The sequence below is a fragment of the Xanthomonas sp. 10-10 genome (genome assembly GCF_040182365.1).
In the GTDB taxonomy this organism is placed as follows: domain Bacteria; phylum Pseudomonadota; class Gammaproteobacteria; order Xanthomonadales; family Xanthomonadaceae; genus Xanthomonas; species Xanthomonas arboricola_F.
This window is the reverse complement of record NZ_CP144460.1, coordinates 639,641-664,432: the sequence shown is the minus strand read 5'-3', so window position 1 is coordinate 664,432 and position 24,792 is coordinate 639,641. Positions and strand designations below refer to the sequence as shown.

At 66.1% G+C, this 24,792-nt stretch carries 19 protein-coding genes; 8 read left to right on the top strand and 11 right to left on the bottom strand.

The window, feature by feature from the left end; genetic code table 11:
* The first annotated feature begins 57 nt into the window (after positions 1–57).
* From pdhA to VZ068_RS02795, 5 genes are all read left to right on the top strand, one after another.
* Positions 58–1,146, top strand: a complete 1,089-nt coding sequence (gene pdhA, locus VZ068_RS02815; protein WP_349656842.1) for a pyruvate dehydrogenase (acetyl-transferring) E1 component subunit alpha — start codon at positions 58–60, stop codon at positions 1,144–1,146.
* Complete coding sequence (locus VZ068_RS02810) at positions 1,139–2,209, top strand: alpha-ketoacid dehydrogenase subunit beta (protein WP_259167389.1); 1,071 nt, start codon at positions 1,139–1,141, stop codon at positions 2,207–2,209. Before pdhA ends, VZ068_RS02810 begins: the two co-directional genes overlap by 8 nt.
* A 1-nt stretch (position 2,210) precedes the next feature.
* The gene (locus tag VZ068_RS02805) at positions 2,211–2,594 is read left to right on the top strand and encodes an SH3 domain-containing protein (RefSeq protein WP_259155847.1); all 384 of its coding nucleotides are present in this window, start codon (positions 2,211–2,213) and stop codon (positions 2,592–2,594) included.
* Positions 2,591–4,186: a dihydrolipoamide acetyltransferase family protein gene (locus VZ068_RS02800; RefSeq protein WP_349656841.1), complete on the top strand. Its 1,596-nt coding sequence runs from the start codon at positions 2,591–2,593 to the stop codon at positions 4,184–4,186. The genes VZ068_RS02805 and VZ068_RS02800 overlap by 4 nt, the downstream gene beginning before the upstream one ends.
* An 881-nt stretch (positions 4,187–5,067) precedes the next feature.
* Positions 5,068–6,357, top strand: coding sequence for a DEAD/DEAH box helicase (locus VZ068_RS02795; RefSeq protein ID WP_349656840.1), 1,290 nt, complete (start codon positions 5,068–5,070; stop codon positions 6,355–6,357).
* A 308-nt stretch (positions 6,358–6,665) separates the two neighbouring features.
* Here VZ068_RS02795 and VZ068_RS02790 read toward each other — a convergent pair whose 3' ends face one another.
* Positions 6,666–6,998, bottom strand: coding sequence for a DUF6172 family protein (locus tag VZ068_RS02790; protein ID WP_349656839.1), 333 nt, complete (start codon positions 6,996–6,998; stop codon positions 6,666–6,668).
* Positions 6,999–7,392: 394 nt separating this feature from the next.
* Positions 7,393–7,797: a helix-turn-helix domain-containing protein gene (locus tag VZ068_RS02785; protein ID WP_259167385.1), complete on the bottom strand. Its 405-nt coding sequence runs from the start codon at positions 7,795–7,797 to the stop codon at positions 7,393–7,395.
* 130 nt (positions 7,798–7,927) lie between these two features.
* Between VZ068_RS02785 and VZ068_RS02780 the strand changes: the two genes are divergently transcribed.
* Positions 7,928–8,683, top strand: coding sequence for an SDR family oxidoreductase (locus VZ068_RS02780; RefSeq protein ID WP_349656838.1), 756 nt, complete (start codon positions 7,928–7,930; stop codon positions 8,681–8,683).
* 329 nt (positions 8,684–9,012) lie between these two features.
* On the opposite strand, the gene VZ068_RS02775 is transcribed toward VZ068_RS02780, so the two are convergent.
* From VZ068_RS02775 to VZ068_RS02760, 4 genes are all read right to left on the bottom strand, one after another.
* Positions 9,013–9,819, bottom strand: a complete 807-nt coding sequence (locus VZ068_RS02775; protein ID WP_349656837.1) for an oxidoreductase — start codon at positions 9,817–9,819, stop codon at positions 9,013–9,015.
* Positions 9,820–9,946: 127 nt separating this feature from the next.
* Positions 9,947–13,063, bottom strand: a complete 3,117-nt coding sequence (locus VZ068_RS02770; RefSeq protein WP_349656836.1) for an efflux RND transporter permease subunit — start codon at positions 13,061–13,063, stop codon at positions 9,947–9,949.
* A complete protein-coding gene (locus VZ068_RS02765; RefSeq protein ID WP_349656835.1) occupies positions 13,060–14,208 on the bottom strand; it encodes an efflux RND transporter periplasmic adaptor subunit in 1,149 nt (382 codons plus the stop codon). The genes VZ068_RS02770 and VZ068_RS02765 overlap by 4 nt, the downstream gene beginning before the upstream one ends.
* 77 nt (positions 14,209–14,285) lie before the next feature.
* Complete coding sequence (locus VZ068_RS02760) at positions 14,286–14,903, bottom strand: TetR/AcrR family transcriptional regulator (RefSeq protein ID WP_259155858.1); 618 nt, start codon at positions 14,901–14,903, stop codon at positions 14,286–14,288.
* Positions 14,904–14,992: 89 nt separating this feature from the next.
* Here VZ068_RS02760 and VZ068_RS02755 point away from each other — a divergent pair, with 89 nt between their 5' ends.
* Positions 14,993–16,465, top strand: a complete 1,473-nt coding sequence (locus VZ068_RS02755; RefSeq protein WP_349656834.1) for an efflux transporter outer membrane subunit — start codon at positions 14,993–14,995, stop codon at positions 16,463–16,465.
* Between the two features lie 268 nt (positions 16,466–16,733).
* On the opposite strand, the gene VZ068_RS02750 is transcribed toward VZ068_RS02755, so the two are convergent.
* The 3 genes from VZ068_RS02750 to VZ068_RS02740 form a co-directional block, all read right to left on the bottom strand.
* Positions 16,734–17,171, bottom strand: a complete 438-nt coding sequence (locus VZ068_RS02750) for a VirK family protein (RefSeq protein ID WP_349656833.1) — start codon at positions 17,169–17,171, stop codon at positions 16,734–16,736.
* Between the two features lie 134 nt (positions 17,172–17,305).
* The gene (locus VZ068_RS02745) at positions 17,306–17,737 is read right to left on the bottom strand and encodes a VirK family protein (protein ID WP_167708303.1); all 432 of its coding nucleotides are present in this window, start codon (positions 17,735–17,737) and stop codon (positions 17,306–17,308) included.
* A gap of 494 nt (positions 17,738–18,231) precedes the next feature.
* On the bottom strand, positions 18,232–19,641 hold the full coding sequence (locus tag VZ068_RS02740) for an FAD/NAD(P)-binding protein (RefSeq protein ID WP_349656832.1): 1,410 nt from the start codon (positions 19,639–19,641) through the stop codon (positions 18,232–18,234).
* 610 nt (positions 19,642–20,251) lie between these two features.
* On the opposite strand from VZ068_RS02740, the gene VZ068_RS02735 reads away from it, so the two are divergent.
* On the top strand, positions 20,252–21,010 hold the full coding sequence (locus VZ068_RS02735; protein ID WP_349656831.1) for an SDR family NAD(P)-dependent oxidoreductase: 759 nt from the start codon (positions 20,252–20,254) through the stop codon (positions 21,008–21,010).
* A 945-nt stretch (positions 21,011–21,955) separates the two neighbouring features.
* Here the strand turns inward: VZ068_RS02735 and VZ068_RS02730 are convergent.
* Positions 21,956–22,588, bottom strand: coding sequence for an NAD-dependent epimerase/dehydratase family protein (locus tag VZ068_RS02730; RefSeq protein WP_349656830.1), 633 nt, complete (start codon positions 22,586–22,588; stop codon positions 21,956–21,958).
* A gap of 16 nt (positions 22,589–22,604) precedes the next feature.
* A complete protein-coding gene (glgX, locus tag VZ068_RS02725) occupies positions 22,605–24,767 on the bottom strand; it encodes a glycogen debranching protein GlgX (RefSeq protein ID WP_259155870.1) in 2,163 nt (720 codons plus the stop codon).
* Positions 24,768–24,792 lie beyond the last annotated feature (25 nt).

Below are 24,792 nucleotides of genomic sequence, written 5' to 3'. Positions count from 1 at the left end.
CGTCCTTAACATGGCAACTCATATCATTTGAAACTTCTTGATGAAGGTGTCGCCGCAATGAGCGTAGCCGCGCAGTTCCAGATCGACTATCTGCAGTACATGGACGCGGACGGCAACTTCGTCCGCGACGACCTGCCGGCCGACGCCGCCAACCCGCAAACCCTGCTTGCCCTGTTCAAGCGCATGCTGTTCGTGCGCACCTTCGACAGCAAGTCGGTGGCCCTGCAGCGCACCGGCAAGCTGGGCACCTACGCCGCCTGCCTGGGCCATGAGGCCACGCATGTGGGCATCGGTGCGTCGATGCGCAGCGGCGATGTGTTCGCGCCCAGCTATCGCGAGTACGGCACCATGTTCGAACGCGGCGTGCGTCCGCGCGACGTGCTGCTGTATTGGGGCGGCGACGAGCGCGGCAGCGATTATCCGCGCGATGCCGATGCGGCCATCGACTTCCCGATCTGCGTGCCGATCTCCACCCAGTGCCTGCATGCGGCCGGCTCGGCGCTGTCGTTCAAGCTGCAGAACAAGCCGCAGGTGGCGGTGGCCTGCTGCGGCGATGGCGGCAGTTCCAAGACCGACTTCTATGCCGCGCTCAATTCGGCCGGCGCCTACAAGCTGCCGCTGATCCTGTGCGTGATCAACAACGGCTGGGCGATTTCGGTGCCGCGCTCGGCGCAGACCGGTGCGCAGACGCTGGCGCAGAAGGGTTTGGCCGGCGGCCTGCATTGCCTGCAGGTGGACGGCAACGACCTGATCGCGGTGCTCGAAGCGATGCGTCAGGCGCGCGAGCGTGCGCTGGCTGGCGACGGCGGCACGGTGATCGAGTTCATGACCTATCGCCTCACCGACCACACCACCGCCGACGATGCGCGCCGCTATCGCGGCGAAGACGAGGTCAAGCAGGCGTGGACGCGCGAACCGCTGCTGCGTCTGAGGACTTATCTCACCGCGCAAGGTCTGTGGGACCAGGAGCAGGAAGACGCGTGGAAGGCCGAATGCGGCGCGCGTATCGACGAAGAGGTCAACGCCTATCTCAATACCCCGGTGCAGCCGGTGGAAGCCATGTTTGATTACCTCTACGGCGACCCGCCGGCCCAGTTGCTGGCCCAGCGCGCCGAAGTGATGGCCCTGGAGGCGCGTCATGGATGAGCTCAAGCATGTGCACGCGGAAACCTCGCACCACGCCAGTGCCCCCTACAACGCCGCTGCCGCGCGCGGAGACAGTGCCATGAGCTCGCCCATCACCTTGATCGAAGCCATCACCCAGGCACTGGCCTGGGAGCTGGAACACGACCCCGCGGTGCTGGTGCTGGGCGAGGATGTCGGTGTCAACGGCGGCGTGTTCCGCGCCACCGCCGGCCTGCAGCAGCGCTTCGGCAGCGAGCGCGTGCTGGACACGCCGCTGGATGAAACCACCATCGCCGGCCTGAGCGTCGGCCTGGCTGCGCAGGGCATGAAGCCGGTGGCCGAAGCGCAGTTCGACGGCTTCGTGTACCCCATGGTCGATCACCTGATCTGCCACGCCGCACGCCTGCGCAACCGCACCCGCGGGCGCCTGCATTGCCCGATGGTGCTGCGCGTGCCGTGGGGCGGCGGTATCCGCGCACCGGAACACCACAGCGAAGCCAATGAGGCCATCTTCACCAACGTGCCCGGCCTGCGTGTGGTGTTGCCGTCCTCGCCGCAGCGCGCGTATGGCCTGTTGCTGGCCGCGATCCGCGACCCGGACCCGGTGATCTACATGGAGCCCAAGCGCATCTATCGCCAGTACAAGGAAGTGGTCGCCAACGATGGCGAAGCGCTGCCGCTGGACGTGTGCTTCGTGCTGCGCGACGGCACCGACGTCACCCTGGTCACCTGGGGCGCGCAGGTCAAGGAAGCGCTGGAAGCGGCCGACAAACTCGCCGGCGAGGGCATCAGCGCCGAAGTCATCGACGTGGCTACGCTGCGCCCGCTGGACTTCGACACCATCGCCGAGTCGGTGGCCAAGACCGGCCGCTGCGTGATCGTGCAGGAAGCCCCGCGCACTGCTGGCTTCGGTGCCGAGATCGCCGCGCAGCTGGCGGAAAAATCGATGTACGACCTGCTCGCACCGGTCGAACGCGTCACCGGTTACGACACGCATATCCCGCTGTTCCGGCTGGAGATGAAATATCTGCCGAGCGTGGAGCGCATTGTCACCGCAGCGCGCCGCGCGGTGGCTGCGGGCTGACATGCGCGCCCGTCTGCTTTGCGAACATCGCGCCGCCTACGCCAACCCGGTCCGCTTTCAGGCGGGCCGGCAGGTGAGCGTGGGCGTACGCGATGAAGAATGGCCCGCGTTTGCCTGGGTCACTACCGACGACGGCCGTGCCGGCTGGGCGCCGCTGGCCTGGCTGCGCCCGCTCGGCGACGGCATGGCCGAAGCGCTGCGCGACTACGACGCACGCGAACTCGATGCCCGCCAGGGCGAGGACGTGTTGCTGCATCACGAACATGGCGGTTGGTGGTGGTCCGAGCGTGCCGATGGCGCGCAGGGCTGGCTGCCGGCAGCCGACCTGGAACTCCTCGACGACACCACGCCGCAGTTGCCTGCGGTGCAAGAGAATCTGCCATGAGCGAAGCCAAGAATTTTCATTTGCCCGACCTGGGCGAAGGCCTGCCCGATGCCACCATCGTCGAGTGGTTCGTCAAGGAAGGCGACAGCGTGCGCCTGGACGACCCGCTGGTCTCCATGGAGACCGCCAAGGCGGTGGTCGAGGTGCCGTCGCCGTTCTCAGGCACCGTGGTCAAGCTGGCCGGTGCAGCCGGCGATGTGATCGTGACCGGCTCCATGCTGGCGCAGTTCGCGCTGGACGCCTCGCAGCCGCAGCGCGCCGATGGCCAGGACACCGGGCATGGGCATGGGCACGGCGGCAACGCGCAGGCCGCAACCCCGAGTACCGGACAGAGCGCGGCTGGCCCCACCGAACGCGTGGTTGCCTCCGACAACGGTGGCGAAATCGCCGATGCCGACACAGACGCAAATGCAGCGTCCGACGCCGCAGGCGAGCGCGATGACGCCGGCACCGTGGTGGGTGCGATGCAGAGCTCCAACACCGTGCAGAGCGAACAGGCCATTGCGGTCGGCGGTGTCCGCGCCATGCCGGTCGTGCGCGCGCTCGCACGCAAGTTACGCGTGGACCTGACCCAGGTACGCGCCACCGGCGCGGACGGCACGGTGACGCTGGCCGATGTAAAGCAGGCCGCAGCTGCGGGCACCGCGCAGCCCTCACCCGGCGCGCGTGGCGCACCGACCTCTCCCGCAAGCGGGAGAGGTGGTCCGTTCAATGATCCCGCAAGCGGGAGAGGTGGTCCGTTCGCCGATCCGGCAAGCGGGAGAGGTGGTCCGTTCGCTGAAGGTGACAGAGCCAACGGGATCGCTGACCACGGCAGGGATCGAGCGGGAACGGCGACCCTTCTCCCGCCTGCGGGAGAAGGTGCCCGCAGGGCGGATGAGGGCACCACTGCCCGCTCGCCGCTGTCGGCCAGCGGCAAGCCGATGCGCACCCAATCGCCCGGCACCAACGTCAAGGGCCAGCCCGAACAGCTCAAGGGCGTGCGTCGCAACATGGCGCGCGTCATGGCCGATGCGCACAGCAAGGTGGTGCCGACCACACTCAACGACGATGCCGACCTGCACGCCTGGCAACCCGGCAACGATGTCACCGTGCGTCTGGTGCGCGCCATTGTGCGTGCGTGCCAGGCCGTGCCCGCGCTCAACGCCTGGTTCGACGGCGATGCGCTCAGCCGCACCCTGCACAACCAGGTCGATATCGGCATTGCGGTGGATACCGAAGAAGGCCTGTTCGTGCCCGCACTGCGGAATGCCGACATGCTGGACGCGCACGGCATCCGCGAGAGCGTCAACCGGCTGCGTCAGCAGGTGGAAAACCGCAGCATCGCCGCCTCGGAACTCAGCGGCTACACCATCTCGCTGTCCAACTTCGGCATGTTTGCCGGCCGCTACGCCACTCCGGTGGTGGTGCCGCCGTGCGTGGCCATCGTCGCCGCCGGCCGCGCGCGTTACCAGCTCACTCCGGTGATGGGCGGGGTGGAAACCCACAAGGTGATGCCGCTGTCGCTGACGTTCGATCACCGCGCCGCCACCGGCGGCGAAGCCGCACGCTTCCTGCGCGCACTGCTGGACGATCTGGCGCTGGCCAACTAACGCGCGGACAGCAGGACCATCGCGCCCACCGCCAGGTGGGCCCGGCCGGTCTTGAGGATCTCATCCGCACGCGACCGGGTCGGCGCTTGCAGTGCACGCGCTGCTTGGGAACCGTTGGCGGCAGGCCACCATGTCGCCCTCCATGGATAAAGTTGCGACGTGTGACACGATCGGTAAGTGCGCCGCTCGGTAAGGGCACCGCGCAGTCGACCCACCGTTTTTTTGTTTCAAGCATCTGACCGCGGCGGAATAACGCCTTGGTTTAAGTATTGGTCGCTTTGCGTTGTGCCCCGATGAGGCTTGAACACTGCGGGTGGATCAGTTGCAGAGCAGCCGATCTGCGGGTTTTCTGTAGGCCCCCTGCCCGCCCACCATCGCGGGACACGCTGCAAGTACGTCCTTGTAAGCTCTTACGCGGCATCCATGCCGCGTAAGGTCCCGCGACGGTGAGCGGGCAAGGACCTGTCGAGATGGTCGGTGTACGGGTGCAAGCAATGCATGACGTGCACTGTTTGGATCACGGGGCGTTCGCTCGACCTTCCACCATTTTCCATTGCAAGCCAGGCGACAGACCGACCTCCAACACGTAACCTGCAAACGTCTCGTCTGCCACGCAAGCCGAGCACGCTTTCAGGAAAGCAGCCGACCAACTGTCTGGTGCGGTGGCCTCGCCGCTTGCGGGACCGTGTGGCGGCATGGATGCCGCCACCGAGCCCCCAGGGATGGGTTCACGGCGTGTCCCGCAAGCGGTGAGGACACCGCGCACTCGACGCTGCGAGTTTGCTGCAGGGCCCTTGCCCGCCCACCGACGCAGTACCCAGCGGCAACCCAGCATGACGTCCCACCGACCATTGCAGTGCAAATGCCTGGATAATCGGTCCATGTCATTTGCCCATCTCTCGCTGTCGCCACAGCTGCAGCCATTTTTCGACACGGCGCTGGCACGCGCCGGTCACCGCACGCCCACACCGATCCAGCAGCAGGCAATTCCGCCCATGCTGCAGGGGCGCGATCTGATGGCGATGGCGCAGACCGGCTCGGGCAAGACGCTGGCCTATGCGCTGCCGTTGCTGCAGCAACGCTGCCTGGCGCCGGATGCTGCCCCGCGTGTGCTCGGTGCGCTGGTGTTGGTGCCCACGCGCGAACTCGCCGCGCAGGTCGAAGACACCCTGCATCAGCTGGCCGCACATCTGCCGCGGCGGCTCAAGATCGTTGCGGCCACCGGCGGCAGTTCGATCAATCCGCAGTTGCTTGCCCTGCGCGGTGGTGCGGATATCGTGGTCGCCACGCCCGGCCGCTTGCTGGATCTGGTGGATCACAATGCGCTGCGCCTGGGCGAAGTCGCCACGCTGGTGCTGGACGAGGCCGACCGCCTGCTCGAACTGGGCTTCGGCGCCGAGCTCGATCGCATCCTCGCCCTGCTGCCGGCGCAACGGCAGAGCGTGCTGTTCTCGGCCACGTTTCCGCCCGCCATCGCCTCGCTGGCCAAGCGTCGCCTGCGCGACCCTCTACGCATCACTGTTGCCGCCACGCCAGAGGCTGCGCCAGCGATCGAGCAACGCGCGATCGCCGTCGATGCCGGCCAGCGCACGCAGCTGTTGCGCCACCTGCTGCAGGAACACGGCTGGTCGCATGTGCTGGTGTTCGTCGCCAGCCGGCACACCGCCGACAAGGTCGCCGAAAAACTCACCAAGACCGGCATCAACGCGCAACCGCTGCATGGCGAGCTGAGCCAGGGCCGCCGCGAGCGTACGTTGTACGCCTTCAAGCAGCGCGAGCTGCAGGTACTGGTGGCCACCGATCTGGCCGGGCGCGGCATCGATATCGACGCGCTGCCGGCGGTGGTCAATTACGACCTGCCGCGCTCGACGGTGGACTACACCCACCGCATCGGCCGCACCGCACGCGCAGGTGCCAGCGGCCTTGCGATCAGCTTCATCACCGCAGAGAGCCAGCCGCAATGGCGTTTGATCGAAAAACGCCAGGGCCTGCGCGTGCCGATCAGCGTGGTCGCCGGTTTCGAGCCGACCCCGGCGGCAGTGACGCCTGCGCCGCAAGCGCAGAACAACGGCACGCGCGTTCCGGACGACAACGGCGGCATCAAGGGCAGGCGGCCGAGCAAGAAGGACAAATTGCGTGCGGCGGCGTCACAGGCAGGCGAGCGGGACTGAGCGTGGTCCATCACGCGTAACGCGCTGTCGTCGCGCGGATCTGGAAGGAGCAGGAGCCACGCTTGAACATGCGGCACATGCGCAGGCCGGACAGTGTCAGCATGCGTCGATGCCGGTCTTGCGCACTCTTGGCACGTTGCGGCTGCGCAGATGACGGACATCGACTGCCGATGCCTACCGCGTGCACACCATGCGATCTGATTTAGAGCCGCTTAGGCCACCCGCGGTGACGGCAAGGCGCATTGCCGAAGACGGCCATGCAAGGGTGCCAACGTAGCGGCAATCCACTGCCACGCCGGTGCAGCGCCTCAGTCCTGCTCGAAATCCAGCTCGCCGCCCGGGGCGCTGTCGCCATCGGCACGCGGGGTACGCTTGCCGGGCTTGCGCAGGATTTCCACGAAGAACTGCTCGCCGCCTTCGCCGGTCAGCGCATTGATCGCCCGGATCAGCTCGGCCGGCGGCAGCGGCGCGGCACTGGCCTCGTCCACCCCGAAGCGCATGTCGAAGTCCCAGTAGTCCGCGCCCTCGGGCAGGTCCTTGCGGCGCTCGCGACGGATGTACTTGCGGATATCGTTCTTGCTGGCTTCCAGCAGACGGTCGCGGTTCTTGCCTTCGAGGTTGAGCTGGTAGGTCTTGCGCATGGGGACATCGGTTGGGGAACTGGCCGCCTATTGTGGGGCCATGCGGCCAATCTGGGTGAATCATCGGCCGTTGGCACGGACCGAGCAGGCGCCGGCGGGTGCATGCGCTCGATGGCGTGGTCGCCTTCGTGCCGGGGGAGCGCACCGGTGCCGGCACGCCGATCGCGCATCGCTTCGAGCTCGCTGCGATCAGCGCAACGCAGCGCCGGCGTGGTGCATCGCGCGCGCTTGCCCTTGGCGCCGCCTTGGCCGCCGAGGCGCCTGTCCTTGAGCGATCCGCCGTCTCCTTCGACGCGCCGACCCGATTCGCTCCCGGCCGATGCCAGGCAACGCCACATGCAAGCCTCTGCCACGTCATCTCGGCATGGCGCACGTGTGCATCAACCGCAGTCCCTCACCCTACCGTTGCCGTTTCCGGCACCACCGCTTGCGTGCCCGCGACGAACGCCTGCTCGGCGGCAATCACTTCATCGGCGTGATCCTGGCACCAGTGCAGCAGCGCCATCAGCGGCGCTTCAAGGGTGTCGCCCAACGGCGTGCGCCGGTATTGCACGGCCACCGGGGACGAGGAAATCACTTCCCTGCTGATCAAGCCGATCCGCTCCAGCCGCCGCAGCGCTTCGGTCAACGACTTGTGCGTCACCCCGTCCAGTTGCCGCTTGATCTGATTGAAGCGCGTCGGCCCGTTGCACAGCACCGTCATGATCATGACCGACCACTTGTTGGCGATCGGTTCCAGCACGGTGCGGATATCCGAGATGCGATAGAGGTCGCAGGGCGCAGTGGTTTCCTCGGCCATATCTAGTTACCTATAGGTGCGTAATTGAAACTAAGTATAGGATGGATATCATCTCGCCGGTACTGAAAACCGATTGGACGCGGTATCGCCGCGTCCAGTCCCGTATCGACAACCAGCGAAGAGACTGTCCATGTCAACGAATGAGCTCCACGGCAAAGTGGCCCTGATTACCGGCGCCTCCAGCGGCATCGGTAACGCAACGGCCAAGAAACTCGCAGCGGCAGGAATGAAGGTGGGCCTTGCCGCACGCCGCATCGACCGGCTGCAGGCATTGAAGTCAGACATCGAGCAGGCGGGCGGCCAGGCCGTGGTGCTGGAAATGGATGTCGCCAGCAAGGACTCGGTCGCTGCCGGCGTCGCAGCCCTGATCGCCGCTTATGGCGCCATCGATGTGCTGGTCAACAACGCCGGCATCATGCCGCTGTCCAGCATCGATGACTTCCATACCGACGAATGGGACCAGATGATCGATGTCAATGTGAAAGGCGTGCTCAACGTGGCCGCAGCGGTGCTGCCGCAGATGATCAAGCAGCATTCCGGCCATGTCTTCAATACCTCCTCGATCGCCGGGCGCAAGGTCTTCGGCCAGGGATTTGTGGTGTACTCGGCAAGCAAGTTCGCCGTGACCGCGTTCACCGAAGGCCTGCGGATGGAAGTCGGCAAGAAGCACAACATCCGCGTCACCAGCATTCAACCCGGCATCGTCGCAACCGAACTTCCGGCACAGACCACCAGCGCGGAATATCAGGCAATGATGGCCGGTTATGCCGGCACGGTGCGGATGCTGGATCCGATGGATATTGCCGACACCATCCTGTTCGCAGCGCAGGCACCGGCGAACGTCAACATTGCCGAAGTGTATGTGGTGCCCACCGACCAGGTGTAACGGGTACCCGACCACTCCATGCAGCCGGCCACAGGCTGCATGGGGCACGCGACGCTTTGGAGCAGCTGGCAAAACCACCGTGCGCGCTGCCACCCAGGAGTGGTCGGTGCTCGAAATCGGTGCGTTGGTCATCGCTCGGCACGCGATTGACCTGGCGCTGCTGCCAAGCGTTGACGGGTCGCCGCACATGGATGGGGCGACACACGCAAGGCTGGCCATGGACAGGCGGTGCATGGCGATTGCATACACCACCCGCATCGGACTGAAGGCGCGCAGTGTTTATCGATGCGCAAGGTGTCACGCATCCACCCGCAGGCGCGCTGCCTGTGTCAGGTCAATCCAAGCCGCTTGCGCAAACTGTCATCCACCGCGCCTGCCGGCATGAACCGGCGCAGTTTACTCAGCAGCGATGCCTGGCCGGGCGGCGTGCGACGCATGCGCCACTTGCCCAGTGCGGCCTCCACCACGGTGGTGGCCACGTCCTGCGGTCCCGGCGCATTGTCGATGTAGCCGGTGAACGCACGGCCGACCATGTCACGTTCGCGGTCGTACTCGGCGATGGTGGTCTGCACCACTGGCGAATTGCTGCCCAGGCTGGTCTTGGTGTACGCCGGTTCCACCAGCGTCACCCGGATGCCGAACTGGCGCAGCTCGTGGTCCAGCGTTTCCGACAGCCCTTCCACCGCATGCTTGGAGGCGGTATACACGCCCATGTACGGCGCCGGCAGGAAGCCCAGCACCGAGCTGACATTGACGATACGTCCCTGGCGTTTTTCCCGCATGTGCGGCGCCACCGCCCGGACCGTACGCAGGATGCCCAGCACGTTGGTATCGAATAGCACGGCAGCTTCGTCGGGGCTGGTTTCCTCCACTGCGCCGACAAGATTGCGGCCTGCGTTGTTGACCAGCACATCGATGCGGCCGCTGCGGCCGACGATGCCGTCGACGGCCTGCCGCACCGAGGCAGCGTCACGGATGTCCATTTCGACCAATTCCACATTGGCCAGCGGCGCGGCAGTGGAAAGCGCACGTACGCTGCCGTAGACGGTGCAGCCGCGTTGGGCGAAGCGCTCTGCGGCAACGCGGCCGATGCCGGAGGACACGCCGGTGATCAGCACGACAGGTTGCTGTTGCATGGTGGTTCCCTTATCTGTGAGAGGAGAGCGGCCGCAGCCGATGTGGCTGCGCGTGGATCGAACGCGAAGACGCCGGGTGCGCGACACCGCCCGGCGACGGCAGCATGGCCGCCGTCGCCGTTGGCACTCAGGCGTGCTGCGCAACCGCCGGGGTGCTGCTGCCGTTGCCGTTGCCGTTGCCGTTGCCGGTATCAGGGCGGATCTTGAACCAGATCGAATACATCGCCGGCAGGAACACCAGGGTCAGGATCGTGCCGGCCAGGGTGCCGCCGATCAGCGTATAGGCCAGCGTGCCCCAGAACACCGAGTGCGTGAGCGGGATGAATGCCAGGATCGCCGCCAGCGCGGTCAGGATCACCGGCCTTGCACGCTGCACGGTGGCTTCCACCAGGGCATGGAACGGGTCCAGACCTTCGGCCTCGTTGTGATGGATCTGCCCGATCAGGATCAGCGTGTTGCGCATCAGGATGCCCGACAACGCGATCAGGCCCACCAGTGCGTTGATGCCGAAGGGTTGCTGGAACAGGATCAAGGTCGGCACCACGCCGATCAGGCCCAGCGGGCTGGTCAGGAACACCATCACCATCGCCGAGATCGAACGCACCTGCAGGATGATGATCAGCAAGGTGGCCGCCAGCATGATCGGGAACAGCGGCAGCATCGCCGTGGTTGCCTTGCCGGATTCCTCGATGGAACCAGCTTCCTTGATCTGATACCCGCTGGGCAGTTTTTCGATGATCGGCTGCAATTGCCTGGTGATCGCCGCCGAGACATCCGGCGGCTGCAGCTGGTCGTCGACATCGCCGCCCACCGTGATCGTCGGCACGCGATCGCGACGCCGCATGACCGGCTCTTCCATCCGCACATCCACCTTGCCCACCTGCGACAACGGCACGCGCTGGCCATTGGCACCGGCCAGGGTGAAGTCGGCGATGCGTGCCGGATCGAAGCGCGTCTCGCCGGCAGAACGCGCCATTACCTGCACGCTGCGGATATCTTCGCGCACCAGCGTGACCGGCACGCCACTGAGCAGGAACTGCAGTTGCTGGGCGACGGCGGTCGAGGTCAGCCCCACCGCCTGCAGGCGGTCCTGGTCCAGGGAGAAATGCAGCGTGGGCGTGCGGGTGCCCCAGTCGGTGTTGACGGTGCGCAGCATCGGGCTGTCCTGCATCACCTGCCTGACCTGCGCGGCGATGCCCCGCAACACCTGCGGATCGGCACCGCTGATCCGGTAGGCCACCGGGAACTGCGAGTACGGGCCGAAGGTCAGTTGCGTCACACGCACGCGTGCCTCCGGTGTCAGACCTTCGGAGACGGCCTTGCGCATGCGCAGCTTCAATGCATCGCGCTCGTGCGGGTTATCGGTACGTACCACGATCTTGGCGAAGGAGGGATCCGGCAACTCAGGGCCCATGGCCAGGAAGAAGCGCGGCGCACCCTGCCCGATGTAGGCGGTGACGATCTTGGCCTCGTCCTGCCGGGCGAGCCAGGCTTCGACCTTGGCGGTGGCCGCGCTGGTCTGGTTGATCGAGGTCCCGTACGGCAGTTGCACTTCGACCAGCACTTCGGGGCGGTCGGAAATCGGGAAGAACTGCTTCTTGACGATGCCCATGCCAACGATTGCGAGCACGAACAAACCCACCACCGAGCCGGCCACCAGCCACTTGCGCGCAATCACGCGTGCCAAGGCAGTGCGAAAGCGGTTGTAGCGCGGCGTGTCATACATCGCGGCGTGGCCGCCTTCGATCTTCTTCAGATCCGGCAGCAGCTTGACCCCCAGGTAGGGCGTGAACACCACCGCCACCACCCACGACACGATCAACGCAATGCCCACGATCCAGAACATGTTGCTGGTGTATTCGCCGGCGGTGGAGGCGGCAAAGCCGTTCGGCATGAAGCCGACGGCGGTCACCAGCGTGCCGGACAGCATCGGCGCGGCGGTATGGCTCCACGCATAGGCCGATGCGGCGACGCGGCTGTAGCCTTCCTCCATCTTCACCACCATCATCTCGATGGCGATGATGGCATCGTCCACCAACAGGCCCAGCGCCAGGATCAACGATCCCAGCGTGATGCGGTCGAAGTTCTTGCCGGTTGCCAGCATCACCACGAACACCGCCGCCAGCGTCAGCGGCACCGCCGCCGCCACCACGATGCCCACGCGCCAGCCCATGCTGACGAAGCACACCAGCATCACCACCAGCAAGGCGACGAAGAACTTGGTCATGAACTCGCCGACCGATGCGTCGATGTTGACCGCCTGGTCGGTGACCTTGCTCAGCGTCATGCCCAGCGGCAGCTCGGCATTGATCGCGCCCACTTCGCTGTCCAGCGACTTGCCCAACTCCAGCCCGTTCCAGCCATCGCGCATGATGATGCCCAGCAACAACGCCGGCTCGCCGCCGCTGCGGATCATGAAGGTGGACGGATCTTCATAGCCGCGTCTGACCGTGGCGATATCCGACAGTTTCAGGGTGCGGCCCTGCACCACCAGCGGGGTGTCGCGAATCTTCTGCAGGCTGTCGAGCGCACCGTCCAGGCGAATGAACACCTGCGGACCGCGCGTCTCCACCGAACCCGCCGCATTCAAGGCGTTGCGCGCATTGAGTGCGGCAAACACGTCCTGCGGACTGATGCCCAGCGTAGCCAGGCGCTCGTGCGAGAACTCCACGAAGATGCGCTCGGGCTGCTCGCCGATGATGTTGACCTTCTTGACGCCCGGCACGTGCAACATGCGCTGGCGCAGGGTCTCGGCATCGCGCGCGAGCAGGCGTTGCGGCTCGCCCTTGGCCTTGAGGGCGAACAGCGCGAAGGTGACGTCGGCATATTCGTCGTTGACCATCGGCCCGATCACGCCGGCCGGCAGGTTGCCGACTTCGTCGCCCACCTTCTTGCGTGCCTGGTAGAACTGCTCCTGCACCTGGCTGGGCGGCGTGCTGTCCAGCAAGGTCAAGGTGGTGAACGCAAGGCCGGGGCGCGTATAGGTTTCGCTACGGTCGTACCAGCGCAGTTCCTGCAGGCGCTTTTCGAGCTTCTCGGCCACCTGGTCCTGCATTTCCTGCGGCGTGGCACCCGGCCAGGCGGTCACGATGGTCATCACCTTGACGGTGAAGGCCGGGTCTTCGGCGCGACCGAGCTTGAGGAATGCGACCAGGCCGGCCAACGAAATCAGGAAGATCAAAAACAACGTGATCGAGCGCTCGCGCACCGCCAGCGCGGAGAGATTGAAGCGGCCCTCGCTCACGGCTGCGCTCCTGCCGCGGTCGCGGTCCTGGCGCCGGTCGCGCTGCCATTGGCGGGCGCGATCGTGGTGGCGACGCGCACCTGCTCGCCGTCGCGCAACAGGTGCGCCCCCAGCGCCACGATGCGCTCGCCCCGCGCCAGCTTGCCGGCGACATTGGCGTGGTCGTCATCCAGGCCCAGCACCGTCACCGGCCACCAACGCACCTTGGCCGGATTGCCGGCAATCACCCACACGCCCGGCCCCTTGCCGGCGTCGAACAGCGCGGCCAGCGGCACCTGCAGCCCGGCCTGCGTGCCGGCAGCGGTGCCATCGGGAATGCGGATGCTCACCGTCGTTCCCAACGGCGCCTGCGCGAGCGCACCGTCGAGCACGTAGCGCGCCTCGAAGGTGCGGGTCAGCCGGTCGGCGCTTTCGGACAGCTGGCGCAAGGTGGCCGGCACGCTGACCGCGGCGTTGCCGAACAAGATGGCCTGGGCCACCGAGCCGACCTGCGGGCGCAGGGTTTCCGGCAACTGGATCACCGCCTCGCGCGGCCCGGCATGCGCCAGGCGTACCACCGGCTGGCCAGCTGCGACGACCTGGCCCGGCTCGACCAGAGTTTCCATCACCACGCCGTCGGCATCGGCCAGCAGGTCGGTATAGCGATTGGCATTGCGCGCGACATCGGCCTGCGCCTGGGCGGCGCTCAGCTGCGCCTTGGCCGCATCGGCCGCCGCCTTGATCTGGTCGTAGGCCGAGGCGGAAATGGCGCCGGTGCCGCGCAGGTCGCGATAACGGGCTTCATCTTCGGTGGTCTGCAGGGCACGGGCGCGGGCAGCGGCCACCGCGTCCTGCTGCGCACGCGCGGCCAGTTGCAGATCCACCGGGTCGATGCGCAGCAACGGCTGGCCACGTTTGACGCGCTGGCCGGCGTCGACCAGCCGCTCGGACACCTTGCCGGCGACGCGGAAGCCCAGGTCGCTCTGCACCCGCGCCGCGACGGTGCCGGAGAAACTGCGCGCCGCCGAGCTGGCATCGCCCACCGTGGCCACCCGGACCAGCGGGGTGGCGGTGCGTGGATCAGGCTGCGCCTTTCCGCCGCAGGCAACCAGTGCCAGCGGCAGGACAGACAGGACGAGGGGGGTAACGACGCGGCGCCGAAGCATGGGAATCCCGAAGCGATCTGATGAAGGCTCGCATCCTGGGACTTGTGACCAAATCAGTCAATAGTCACAAACAACTTTTAGGGTGACAGGCTGCGCAGGACCAAGCCCGACAACAGCGCAGGCATCTCTTCGATGTGCTCCAGGCTGTATTGCAGCATTGCCGGATTCATGTACGGGCGCAGTACCGCGTAGACGGCCTGGGCGGCCTCGTCCAGCGGCGTCTTGCGCTCGAAATCGCCATTGAGGCGGCCCTGCTGCAGCACATCGTGCACCAGTTTCTGCATGCGGACCTCGTAGGCGATGACCGATTGCCAGCGCTCGCTTGCTGCCGATGCGGCAATTTCGTAGAGCTTGCGATCCTGGAAGCACAAGCGCAGGCTGGCTTCGGTCATCACCTTGAAAAGTCTACGGATTTTCTCAGGCGCCTGGTCGGTTTCGTCCATCGCGGCGCAGACCTCGGTCTCGATCTGGCGCATGCAGTTGGTACAGATCGACTCGCCGATGGCCTGCTTGGACTCGAAGAACTTGTAGATGTAGGCCTTGGAGAACCCGATCGCCTTGGCCAGGTCCGAAACGGATGTCTTCTCATAGCCATAGCGGCTGAAGTGGTCGGTGGCGGCAACGACGATCTGGTCGCGCACGTCATGATCGACCGGACCTCGGCCTGAAACGGGGTAGCTGGATGCGTTATTCATTTCGACAGCTTAGCGCCGTCGCCCCCGACTTACAAAAGTGACCATTTCGTATTAAAGTCACTCAACATCTCCGCCACTCTGGTTTCGTCATGCCGTCACTCCGCACCCTTGCAGCGCTCATTGCCTCCAGCCTGGCCGCAGGCTGCGCGGTCGGCCCCAACTACGCCCGCCCGGACGCGCCGTTGCCGGACCACTACATCGGCCAGGCGGAAGTCGCTGAACGGCAGGCAACCGCGCGGGCGGATCTGGCCACCTGGTGGAACGGCTTCAACGACCCGGACCTGAGCCGCTATGTCACCGCCGCACTGGCGCAGAATCTCGACCTGGCCCAGGCCACCGCACGCGTCACCCAGGCCCGCGCCGGGCTGACCGCCGCCACCGCCGCGCTGCTGCCTTCGGGCAACATCAGCGGCAACGCGACCCGCGCCTACCAGTCGCTGGAAACGCCGCTCGGCCAGGTGATCAGCAGCACGCCCAACTTCGACCGCTACGCGACGCTCTACGAGGCCAACCTGGGCGCGAGCTGGGAACTTGACCTGTTCGGCGGCCTGCGTCGCGGGCGCCAGGCCGCGCTGGCCGATTACCAGGCCAGCGAAGCCGGTGCCGCCGCCACCCGCCTGGCGGTGGCGGCGCAGACCGCCGATATCTACATCAGCATCCGCGGCCTGCAGGGGCGGCTGGAGGTGGCGCAGCGCCAGGTCGCCACCCAGCAGGGGCTGGTGTCGATGGTGACGCTGCTGCATGGCAAGGGACTGGCGCCCGAGCTGCAACTCCACCAGGCGCAAGGCGCGCTTGCGCAGGCGCAGGCGTCGGTGCCCGGCATCGAAAGTGGCCTAGTCGCGGCGATGAACGCCCTGGACGTGATGTTGGGTATGCCGCCCGGCACGCACCGAGCGGAACTGGCCGCCAGCAAGCCGATTCCGCTTGCACCGCAGATCGCCGACAGCGGCTCGCCGGCCGACCTGCTGCGCCGACGTCCCGACCTGATCGTGGCCGAGCGCCGCCTGGCTGCGTCCAATGCGCGCATCGGCGTGGCGATGTCCGAGTACTACCCCAAGTTCTCGCTCAGCGGCCTGCTCGGCAGCGCCACGGCCATCTCCGGCGGCAACCTGTTCACCGGCAATGCCGCGCAGTCGTCCGGTGTGCTGGGGCTGCGCTGGCGGCTGTTCGACTTCGGCCGCATCAATGCGCAGATCGCCCAGGCCAAGGGTCAGGAGGCCGAACAACTGGCGGCGTATCGCCTGGCCGTGTTGCGCGCCACCGAGGATGTCGAAAATGCGTTCACCGCGCTGGTCAAGCGCGAGCAGCAGGCAGCGGTGCTGTCACAGGGAGTGGATGCACTCGGCAAGGCGCGTGGCGCATCGGCCCTGGCCTATGAGAAAGGCACGGTGAGCCTGATCGAAGTGTTGAATGCCGACGACACGCTGCTGCGCGCGTCCGATGCACAGGTGCAGGCGCGCACGGACGCGGCGCGCAGTGCGGTGGCCGCCTTCAAGGCGCTGGGCGGTGGCTGGCACTCCAATGCCGCCGCGGTTGCGGTGCAACAGTCGTCACCGCGGTAACGTCGACACAGACAAGATGCGGCCATGCAATCGCCGACCGCGGCCATTGCATGACATCGGCACGCGCGGTTCGCTCGCGTTAGACGCACCCCATGCGCTTCCCCGGTGAGAACTCCGTGTGCTCGGCGCAGCATTGGTGCTGATGGTGGCTATGCATTGCCTGCATTCTGCGAATGTGCGCCCCTGGCCAGGCCGCATCGGTGTTGATGCTGTCGCGTGAGCGATGCGATGCCACCGCTAGCGTGGCATCGCGCACCGTATCGGCGCTCTAGTGCGCGTGGAATCGAATGCCTCGATCGATCGCGCATTGATACGCCAGCAATGGCCCGCGTTGCTGCAGGCTCGGCAGGTCGTACATGTAGGTGGTCAACCGCACCCGGTTGTCCGCGCCAACCTGATAGCGCTGGAACTGCTGGAAAGGCCGGCCATCGCTGCTGGCGGCAATGAACTGCGTATCGGAAAACGCCAGCGTTCCATCGGCGGTCAACCGGTACGCACCGATGCGCACGCCGCCGCGGCTCTGGCTGGATGCGGTCCCCGCCTCGGCCGTGCAGCGCGACAGATCCACCGACACCGCAACCGCGCGCCCCGCTTCCAGCGCATCGATCAAGCTGGCCTGGCTGCTCAACGATTCGGTGGCGAACGCAGGCAGCGCCGCGCTGCATAGCGCGGCGACAACGAGTGAAAAGCCTGGATGTGACGGCATGCGGGTTTCCTCGACAAGTCAGTGGCGGGATATGTGAATTGCAGCATTCGCGAGTTGAAACAGTTGCAACCACTGCAGGCTGCAGTGCACGCGATGGCGCTGCTGCAGTCCGCAGTCGTCACGGTGCAATGCACTCAATCGGCGTGGAAGCGGATGCCTTGATTGATCGTGCATTGATACGCCAGCACCGGCCCGCGTTGCTGCAGTCCCGGCAGGTCGTACATGTAGGTGGTGAAACGCACGCTGCCATCCGGGCGCAGCTGATAACGCATGAACTGCTGGATCGGCTTGCCATCGTTGGCCACGGTGAAATGCGAGCCGGAGAACGCGGCGGTGCCGTCCTCGGTGATGCGATAGGCATCGATATGGCGGCCGCCACGGGTCTGCGTGACCGGCGTGCCTTGTTCGGGTGTGCAGCGGCCAAGGTCGGTGGTCAGGCTGACGTCGTAACCGGATTCCAGGGCTGCAAGCACTTCGGCGCGGGTATTGAGCGATTCGCTGGCCCAGGCGGGCAGCGTGCAGGCGCACAGCGTGGCGAGCAAGGCAGCGGGAGCAAGACGGGGCATGGCAGACTCCAGGCAGACGAGGGAATGAAGCGGTCTGGACTGTAATCAGCCCAGTCCGATCAACATGACCTAGTCCTGTCTGCACCGGTGCAATGCGCTACGCATCACGCTGCATGATTGCGCTGCTTGGCGAAGTCGAGGCGAGATTGCGGGATGCGGGCTATGCCTGCGCGCGCAGAGGCTGCTGATGGGCGATCGAACGTGCTTGTTGCTAACGGCAGACGTTGGGAGCATCACGCAAGGAGCTTACTCCTGCGCAGTGAGGAGCTCGCACCAACCAAACTCGGGTTCCCGATGGAAGGCGCGACAAGGCCCCTCTCCCGTCGGCAGAGGAATTGGGATGACGGCAAGAAGCGCAGCTGTTCGCCTCGTCCAGCTGCACGAGGCTGCGCGCGTCCCCTCATCCGGCGCTGACGCGCCACCTTGTCCCGATGGGAGAAGGATGCAGAGCCGCTCTGCCGTCGGGAGAGGAATCAGGGTGAGGGTAAGGCCACCTACAAGCGCGCATTTACCTCCCTCGGCAGTGGCTCCGGCTCTGGCTGTAACGCCGGCATCGCGCCCAACAACAAGCGCTCGGCCAATGCACGCGTGGCCACGCGCAACTCCGGCACCGCGGTGATTTCCCAATAGCGCCCACGCAATAACGGACCCACGCAATACAGCCCCTGCACGACCTGCCCCGCGCCATCGCGCACGCGCAGTTGCGCATCGGTGTCCACCCCCAGGCCCAGCGGATCGGCGCGCAACAGGCCGGCTTCGCGCATACCGGCAATCAGTGGATCGCTGGTACGGTCGATATCGGTGTCCAGACCGGTAGCGCGGATCACCGCATCGAAGCGTTGCGTCTGCGCATCGGCAGCCGCACGCGGACGGATCACCGCCTCCACGCCATCGGGTACCCAGCGCGCACGCAGCAGCCGCGCCGCGACGATCTGCAATTGGCCGGAAGCCTGCAACTGCTGCAAGTGCTCGGCCGCACCCGGCGCGACCCGATGCCGCGCCACTTCCCAATAGGGGCGCAGATGCCGCAGGAAGCGTGCACGCTGCGCCAGCGCCAGCCGCTGCCACAGCGGCTGCAGATGCGGGCGCAGCGCATCCACCACGCGACGCCAATCGTCCACCACCGCGCTGAGCTGTCGTACACCGCGCAGCAGCCCGCGCAGATCCGCATCCTTGAGCGCGCGCTGCAGATGCGGCGGCAATTCCAGCGGCGCGCCGGGCTGACGCAGATGCGCCTGCGGGGCCAATCCACGGCGCGAAATCGCCAGCATGCGGCCGCGGTGCCCGCGTGCGTGCAGGGTCAACGCCACATCCACCATGGTCAACCCGGTGCCCACGATCAGCACGTCATCGTCCGGCCCCAGCCGCGACAATGCATCGCCCTGCCATGGCCAGCCGATGTACCGCGCATGCACGCTCAGACGCGGGCCGATACCGGCCAGCGCCTGCGGCTGCAGCGCACCGACCGCCAGCACCACGCGGTCGCTATGGAAGGCGTCGCCGTTTGCAAGAAACACACGAAAACCGCGACGCGCGCGCTCCACCGCCACCGCTTCCTGCGACAGCCGCATCACCGATGCCTGCGCACCGCTGACGGCCGCGTCCAGCTCGCTGCGGAGATAGTCGCCGTAGGCAAGGCGCGGCAGGAATTCCAGCCGCCCGCTCTCGCCCAGATGCAGGGTATCGGCGAAGGCCCCGGGTGCCTGCGCGTCGATGCCCAGATCCTTGGCACGCACGTTGAGCAGATGTTCCGGCCGCGCAGCGCCATAGGCGATGCCGCTGCCGAAGGTCTCGGTGACGCCGACCAGGGTGATGCGCACCTGCGCGTCGGCCGTCTGCGCCAGTGCACGGACCAGCGCGGTGCCGCAGAAGCCGGCGCCGATGACGGTGATATGGGTTTCCATGTGCAACTCCCCACTGAATGACCCGCACGTTGTGCCCGCAGCCCGGCGTGGTTGTGTAAACAAACTGTTAGCGGCGAGCGGCCGGAAAGGCATGAGCTCATCGCCAGCAGTGATGAGGCTTGTGGCGCAGGCCACGCGTGTTGCAGATGGCAGTGAGATGACAGCGGCCGCCACTGCAATCGGCGCTGCCGATGTGGGCTGCAGACGATGGGTTTGGCCTGCGCTGCGCAGTGCCCCGGGGTAGCCGGCGAGGCCGCAGTTTGCTGCGTGGCGGTGCAGCTGCACTGAAGAGGGTCGGGTGTTGCTGCTGTTGCTGTTGCTGTTGCTGTTGCTGTTGCTGTTGCTGGTAGATTTGGAGTGATCTGGATTCTGTGCTGGCGCTGGTAATGCACCGGCGCCATTTTTGTTGGGTGCTTGGGTCAACAAGAAGCCAAGCACCTTGTGGTGTCGGGCGCATGACCCTCCAACGACGTGGACAGCGCCTTGCAGTCTGCTGCGTGCCTGACCCACTGAAGCCTCGCGTGTCCGAATATCCGATGACAGGCACACGCGTCGACCATGTCGCTACCCAGCTGTTCGATAATTGGGGTTTTACGAACTGAGGAACGCCATGTCTCTTTCTGCACACCGTGCGCAACGCGTGTTGATCGCCGGTGGTAGCCGCGGCATCGGCCTGGCGATCGCCGAGGCGTTCGTGCACAGCGGCGCCCGGGTGTCGATCTGCGCGCGCAACGCAGATGGCTTGGCGCAGGCGGCTAAGACCTTGGCAGCCCACGGCGCGCCGGTGCATACCCTGCCCTGCGATCTCGCCGACGCTGCACAGATCCAGACGTACGTGCAGACAGCGGCGCAGGCGCTGGGTGGCCTGGACGTGGTGATCAACAACGCATCCGGCTACGGGCACGGCAACGACGACGCCAGCTGGCAGGCGGGGCTGGAGGTCGACCTGATGGCGGCAGTGCGCTGCAATCGCGCCGCACTGCCGTATCTGCGCAGCAGCGATGCAGCGGTGATCCTCAACATCAGCTCGATCAACGCCCAGCGCCCGACACCGCGGGCCATCGCCTATTCCACCGCAAAGGCGGCGCTCAATTACTACACCACCACGCTCGCCGCCGAACTTGCGCGCGAACGCATCCGCGTCAATGCAATCGCACCGGGTTCCATCGAATTCCCCGAAGGCTTATGGGCACGCCGCCGCGATGAAGAGCCGGAACTGTATGCACGCATTCGCGACAGCATCCCATTCGGCGGATTCGGGCAGGTGCAGCACATTGCCGATGCCGCGTTGTTTCTGGCATCGCCACAAGCGTGCTGGATCACCGGGCAGGTGCTGGCGGTTGATGGCGGCCAGGCGTTGGGCGTGTAGGCCGGGCTGCGCCGGCAAAGATGCCGCTGCCCGTACACCTGTAGGAGCGTGCCTGCGCGCGACGAGGCTCTACCGGTAACGCCTCGTCGCGCTCGGGCGTGCTCCTACGAACGGCAGGCACCTGCGCTCCATGCGACGCGCAGTGACAACCTGCAGCTACGGACGGTGGATCGCTGGCAATCGTTGGGCGTGTAGGCCCGGCTGCGCCGGCGAAGATGCCGCTGCCCGTACACCTGTAGGAGCGTGCCTGCGCGCGACGAGGCTCTACCGGTAACGCCTCGTCGCGCTCGGGCGCGCTCCTACGAACGGCAGGCGCCTGCGCTCCATGCGACGCACAGTGACAACCTGCAGCTACGAACGGTGGATCGCGGGCAACCGTTGGGCGTGTAGGCCGGGCTGCGACGGCAAAGATGCCGCTGCCCGTACACCTGTAGGAGCGTGCCTGCGCGCGACGAGGCTCTACCGGTAACGCCTCGTCGCGCTCGGGCGCGCTCCTACGAACAGCAGGCGCCTGCGCTCCATGCGACGCACAGTGACAACCTGCAGCTACGGACGGTGGATCGAGGGCAGGCGTTGGGCGTGTAGGCCGGGCTGCGCCGGCGAAGATGCCGCTGCCCGTACACCTGTAGGAGCGTGCCTGCGCGCGACGAGGCTCTACCGGTAACGCCTCGTCGCGCTCGGGCGCGCTCCTACGATACAACGGGCACGGCCCTCTATCCGACGCCCTCGCGACGACACGCAAGTGCTGGCTGTGATGGTGAGCAGTCGCCGAGGGAAGCGTATTGCATACGCTGGCAGAGCATGCCCATCTGCCGCACTTGAATCTGTAGGAGCGCGCTGGCGCGCGATGAGGCTGTATCGGTAACGCCTCATCGCGCGCCAGCGCGCTCCTACCAAACGGCGGACAACCAACTCTCTATCCGACTGCCTCGCAACGACGCCGCGTCAGCCCACCAACTCCGCCGCCTCGACGCTATGCTCCCCACGCGCCGGCGCCAGCGCGGCGCCCACCATCGCCGCGGCGATGCATTCGGCCGGGTTGATGCGATAGCGGCGTGGCAGCAGCGGGCCAAGCGCGCCCAGCACCAGGCTGCCGATATGCTCGCCGGTGCGGCGTTCTTCGCGCTCGCCGCCGATCAGCCCGGGCCGCACGAAGGTCAGCGAGGGAAAGCCGATGGTACGCAGATCGCGCTCCAGTTCGCCCTTGACGCGGTTGTAGAAAATCCGCGAGTGCGCATCGGCGCCGGCCGCCGAATTCAACACGAATACCGAGGTACCTTGCGCGCAGGCAGCACGCGCCAGCGCCAGGGGGTAATCGTGGTCGACGCGGTAAAACGCCTCGCGCGAGCCGGCCTGCTTCATGGTGCTGCCCAGCGCGCAGATGGCCGCCTCCATGCGCGGTGCGGTCCAGTGCTCCAGGCGCTCGAAGTCGATCACCTGGTTACGCAACTTGGGGTGGATCTGCGTCAGTGGCCGACGCGTCAACGCCACCACGCCCGTGCAGCGCGCATCGGCGAGCAGCAGCTGCAAGACCTGTTTACCGACCAGACCGGTCGCCCCTGCCAACAACACATCCATCAGTGCGCCCCTGCCATCAGCGTGCGCCCTCGGAGACGATGCGCGCACTGCTGGCGATGCGGTCGCGCTCCACCGCGAGCAAGGTCAACGAGTGCGCCGGCGCCTTCCATTCGCTGCCGCCGGCAACCACGCGGCCGCCATGACGTGCGGTATCGACCAGCACGCGCCAGTGTTCGTCGTGCATGGCCGGCAGCGTGAACGACACAGTGGTGGATGCCGCATTGATCAGCATCAGCAAGGTAACGTTGGCGGCAATCTCGCGCAGGCCGGTGGTTGGCGAGCGCCCATCCAGGCGCAGCATCAATGCGCGCGCTTCCGGGTCGTGCCAGCCGGCCTCGTCCATCTCGGTGCCGTTGGGCGCCAGCCAGGTGAGATCCTTCAGGCCCAGTGCTTCGTCGAACTTGCCGTCGAAGAAACGTGCGCGATGCAGCAACGGATAACGCTGACGGATGCGGATCAAGCGACGCACGAACGCGGCCTGGTCGGCCGCCGCTGCCTTGGTCGCTGCGGTCCAGTCGATCCAGGTCAGCTCGTTGTCCTGGCAATACGCGTTGTTGTTGCCGTTCTGGCTGTGGCCGAACTCATCACCGGCCAGCAGCATCGGCGTGCCTTGCGACAGCAACAACGTGGCGAGCAGGTTGCGCATCTGCTGACGACGCAGCTGCTTGATCGCCGGGTCGTTGGTCTCGCCCTCGACTCCGTAATTGGCCGAGATGTTGTGGTCGCTGCCGTCCCTGCCCTCCTCGCCATTGGCCAGGTTGTGCTTGCCCTCGTAACTGACCAGATCGCGCAGGGTGAAACCATCGTGCGCGGTGACGAAGTTGACCGAGGCAGTGGGGCGGCGGCCGCTATGGTTGAACAGGTCGGCCGAGCCGGTCAGGCGCGTGGCCAGCTCGGCGAGCTGCCCGCCATCGCCACGCCAGAACGCACGCACGTTGTCGCGGAACTTGTCGTTCCATTCCACCCAGCCCGGCGGAAAATTGCCGACCTGGTAGCCGCCCGGGCCGATATCCCAGGGCTCGGAAATCAGCTTGGTCTGGCTCAGCACCGGGTCCTGGCGCACCGCATCGAGAAAGCTGCCCGAGGGATCGAAGCCGTAACGCTCGCGCCCGAGGATGGTAGCCAGGTCGAAGCGGAAACCATCGACATGCATTTCCTGCACCCAGTAACGCAACGAATCCATCACCATGCGCAGCGCGCCGACGTTGGTCAGATCGAAGGTGTTCCCGGTGCCGGTGTCGTTGATGTAGAAGCGGCGATCGTCGGCCAGGCGGTAGTAGCTGGCGTTGTCGATGCCCTTGAACGACAGCGTCGGCCCCAGTTCGTTGCCTTCGGCGGTGTGGTTGTAGACCACGTCCAGCAGCACTTCCAGGCCGGCGTGATGCAGCCGCGCCACCATCTGCTTGAACTCGGCCACGGTGCGCGTGGACATGTAGCGGCCCTGCGGCGCAAAGAACCCGAGCGTGTTGTAGCCCCAGTAATTGCGCAGGCCTTTTTCCAGCAGGTACTGGTCGTCGACGAATGCGTGGACGGGCAGCAGTTCCACCGCAGTGACGCCGAGCGAGCTGATATGGTCGATCAGTTCATCGGTCTTCAATGCGGAAAAGGTGCCGCGTTCTTCCGGCGGCACCGCCGGGTGCAGCATGCTCAGCCCACGCACGTGCGCCTCGTAGATCACCGTGCGATTCCACGGCGTCTGCGGTGGGCGGTCCTGGCCCCAGGTGAAGGCCGGATCGATCACTGCGGACTTGGGCATGAACGCAGCACTGTCGCGGCGATCGAAGCTCAGGTCCTTGTCGCGATGACCGATGGTGTAGCCGAACAGGTGCGGCGCCCATTTGAGTTCGCCGACGATCTGCTTGGCATACGGGTCCAGCAGCAGCTTGTTGTGGTTGAAGCGATGCCCGGCCTCGGGCGCGTATGGACCATGCACGCGATAGCCGTACAACTGGCCCGGGCGCGCATCGGGCAGATAGCCGTGCCAGACCTCGTCGGTGTACTCGGGCAGGGCAAGGCGTTCCTGCTCGCGGCCACGCTCGTCGAACAGGCACAATTCCACGCGCGTGGCGTTGCGCGAATACAGCGCAAAATTGACGCCCAGACCATCCCAGGTGGCGCCGAGCGGGTTGGGACGGCCTTCGCGGATGCGCGAGCGCTGAGTGAACTTGCGAGTGGCCATCGGTGACTCCTTAGAACGGTGAACT

Coding starts and splice junctions, on each gene's coding strand:
- pdhA (WP_349656842.1), top strand. CDS start 58: ATGAGCGTAGCCGCGCAGTTCCAGATCGACTATCTGCAGTACATGGAC.
- VZ068_RS02810 (WP_259167389.1), top strand. CDS start 1,139: ATGGATGAGCTCAAGCATGTGCACGCGGAAACCTCGCACCACGCCAGT.
- VZ068_RS02805 (WP_259155847.1), top strand. CDS start 2,211: ATGCGCGCCCGTCTGCTTTGCGAACATCGCGCCGCCTACGCCAACCCG.
- VZ068_RS02800 (WP_349656841.1), top strand. CDS start 2,591: ATGAGCGAAGCCAAGAATTTTCATTTGCCCGACCTGGGCGAAGGCCTG.
- VZ068_RS02795 (WP_349656840.1), top strand. CDS start 5,068: ATGTCATTTGCCCATCTCTCGCTGTCGCCACAGCTGCAGCCATTTTTC.
- VZ068_RS02790 (WP_349656839.1), bottom strand. CDS start 6,998: ATGCGCAAGACCTACCAGCTCAACCTCGAAGGCAAGAACCGCGACCGT.
- VZ068_RS02785 (WP_259167385.1), bottom strand. CDS start 7,797: ATGGCCGAGGAAACCACTGCGCCCTGCGACCTCTATCGCATCTCGGAT.
- VZ068_RS02780 (WP_349656838.1), top strand. CDS start 7,928: ATGTCAACGAATGAGCTCCACGGCAAAGTGGCCCTGATTACCGGCGCC.
- VZ068_RS02775 (WP_349656837.1), bottom strand. CDS start 9,819: ATGCAACAGCAACCTGTCGTGCTGATCACCGGCGTGTCCTCCGGCATC.
- VZ068_RS02765 (WP_349656835.1), bottom strand. CDS start 14,208: ATGCTTCGGCGCCGCGTCGTTACCCCCCTCGTCCTGTCTGTCCTGCCG.
- VZ068_RS02760 (WP_259155858.1), bottom strand. CDS start 14,903: ATGAATAACGCATCCAGCTACCCCGTTTCAGGCCGAGGTCCGGTCGAT.
- VZ068_RS02755 (WP_349656834.1), top strand. CDS start 14,993: ATGCCGTCACTCCGCACCCTTGCAGCGCTCATTGCCTCCAGCCTGGCC.
- VZ068_RS02750 (WP_349656833.1), bottom strand. CDS start 17,171: ATGCCGTCACATCCAGGCTTTTCACTCGTTGTCGCCGCGCTATGCAGC.
- VZ068_RS02745 (WP_167708303.1), bottom strand. CDS start 17,737: ATGCCCCGTCTTGCTCCCGCTGCCTTGCTCGCCACGCTGTGCGCCTGC.
- VZ068_RS02740 (WP_349656832.1), bottom strand. CDS start 19,641: ATGGAAACCCATATCACCGTCATCGGCGCCGGCTTCTGCGGCACCGCG.
- VZ068_RS02735 (WP_349656831.1), top strand. CDS start 20,252: ATGTCTCTTTCTGCACACCGTGCGCAACGCGTGTTGATCGCCGGTGGT.
- VZ068_RS02730 (WP_349656830.1), bottom strand. CDS start 22,588: ATGGATGTGTTGTTGGCAGGGGCGACCGGTCTGGTCGGTAAACAGGTC.
- glgX (WP_259155870.1), bottom strand. CDS start 24,767: ATGGCCACTCGCAAGTTCACTCAGCGCTCGCGCATCCGCGAAGGCCGT.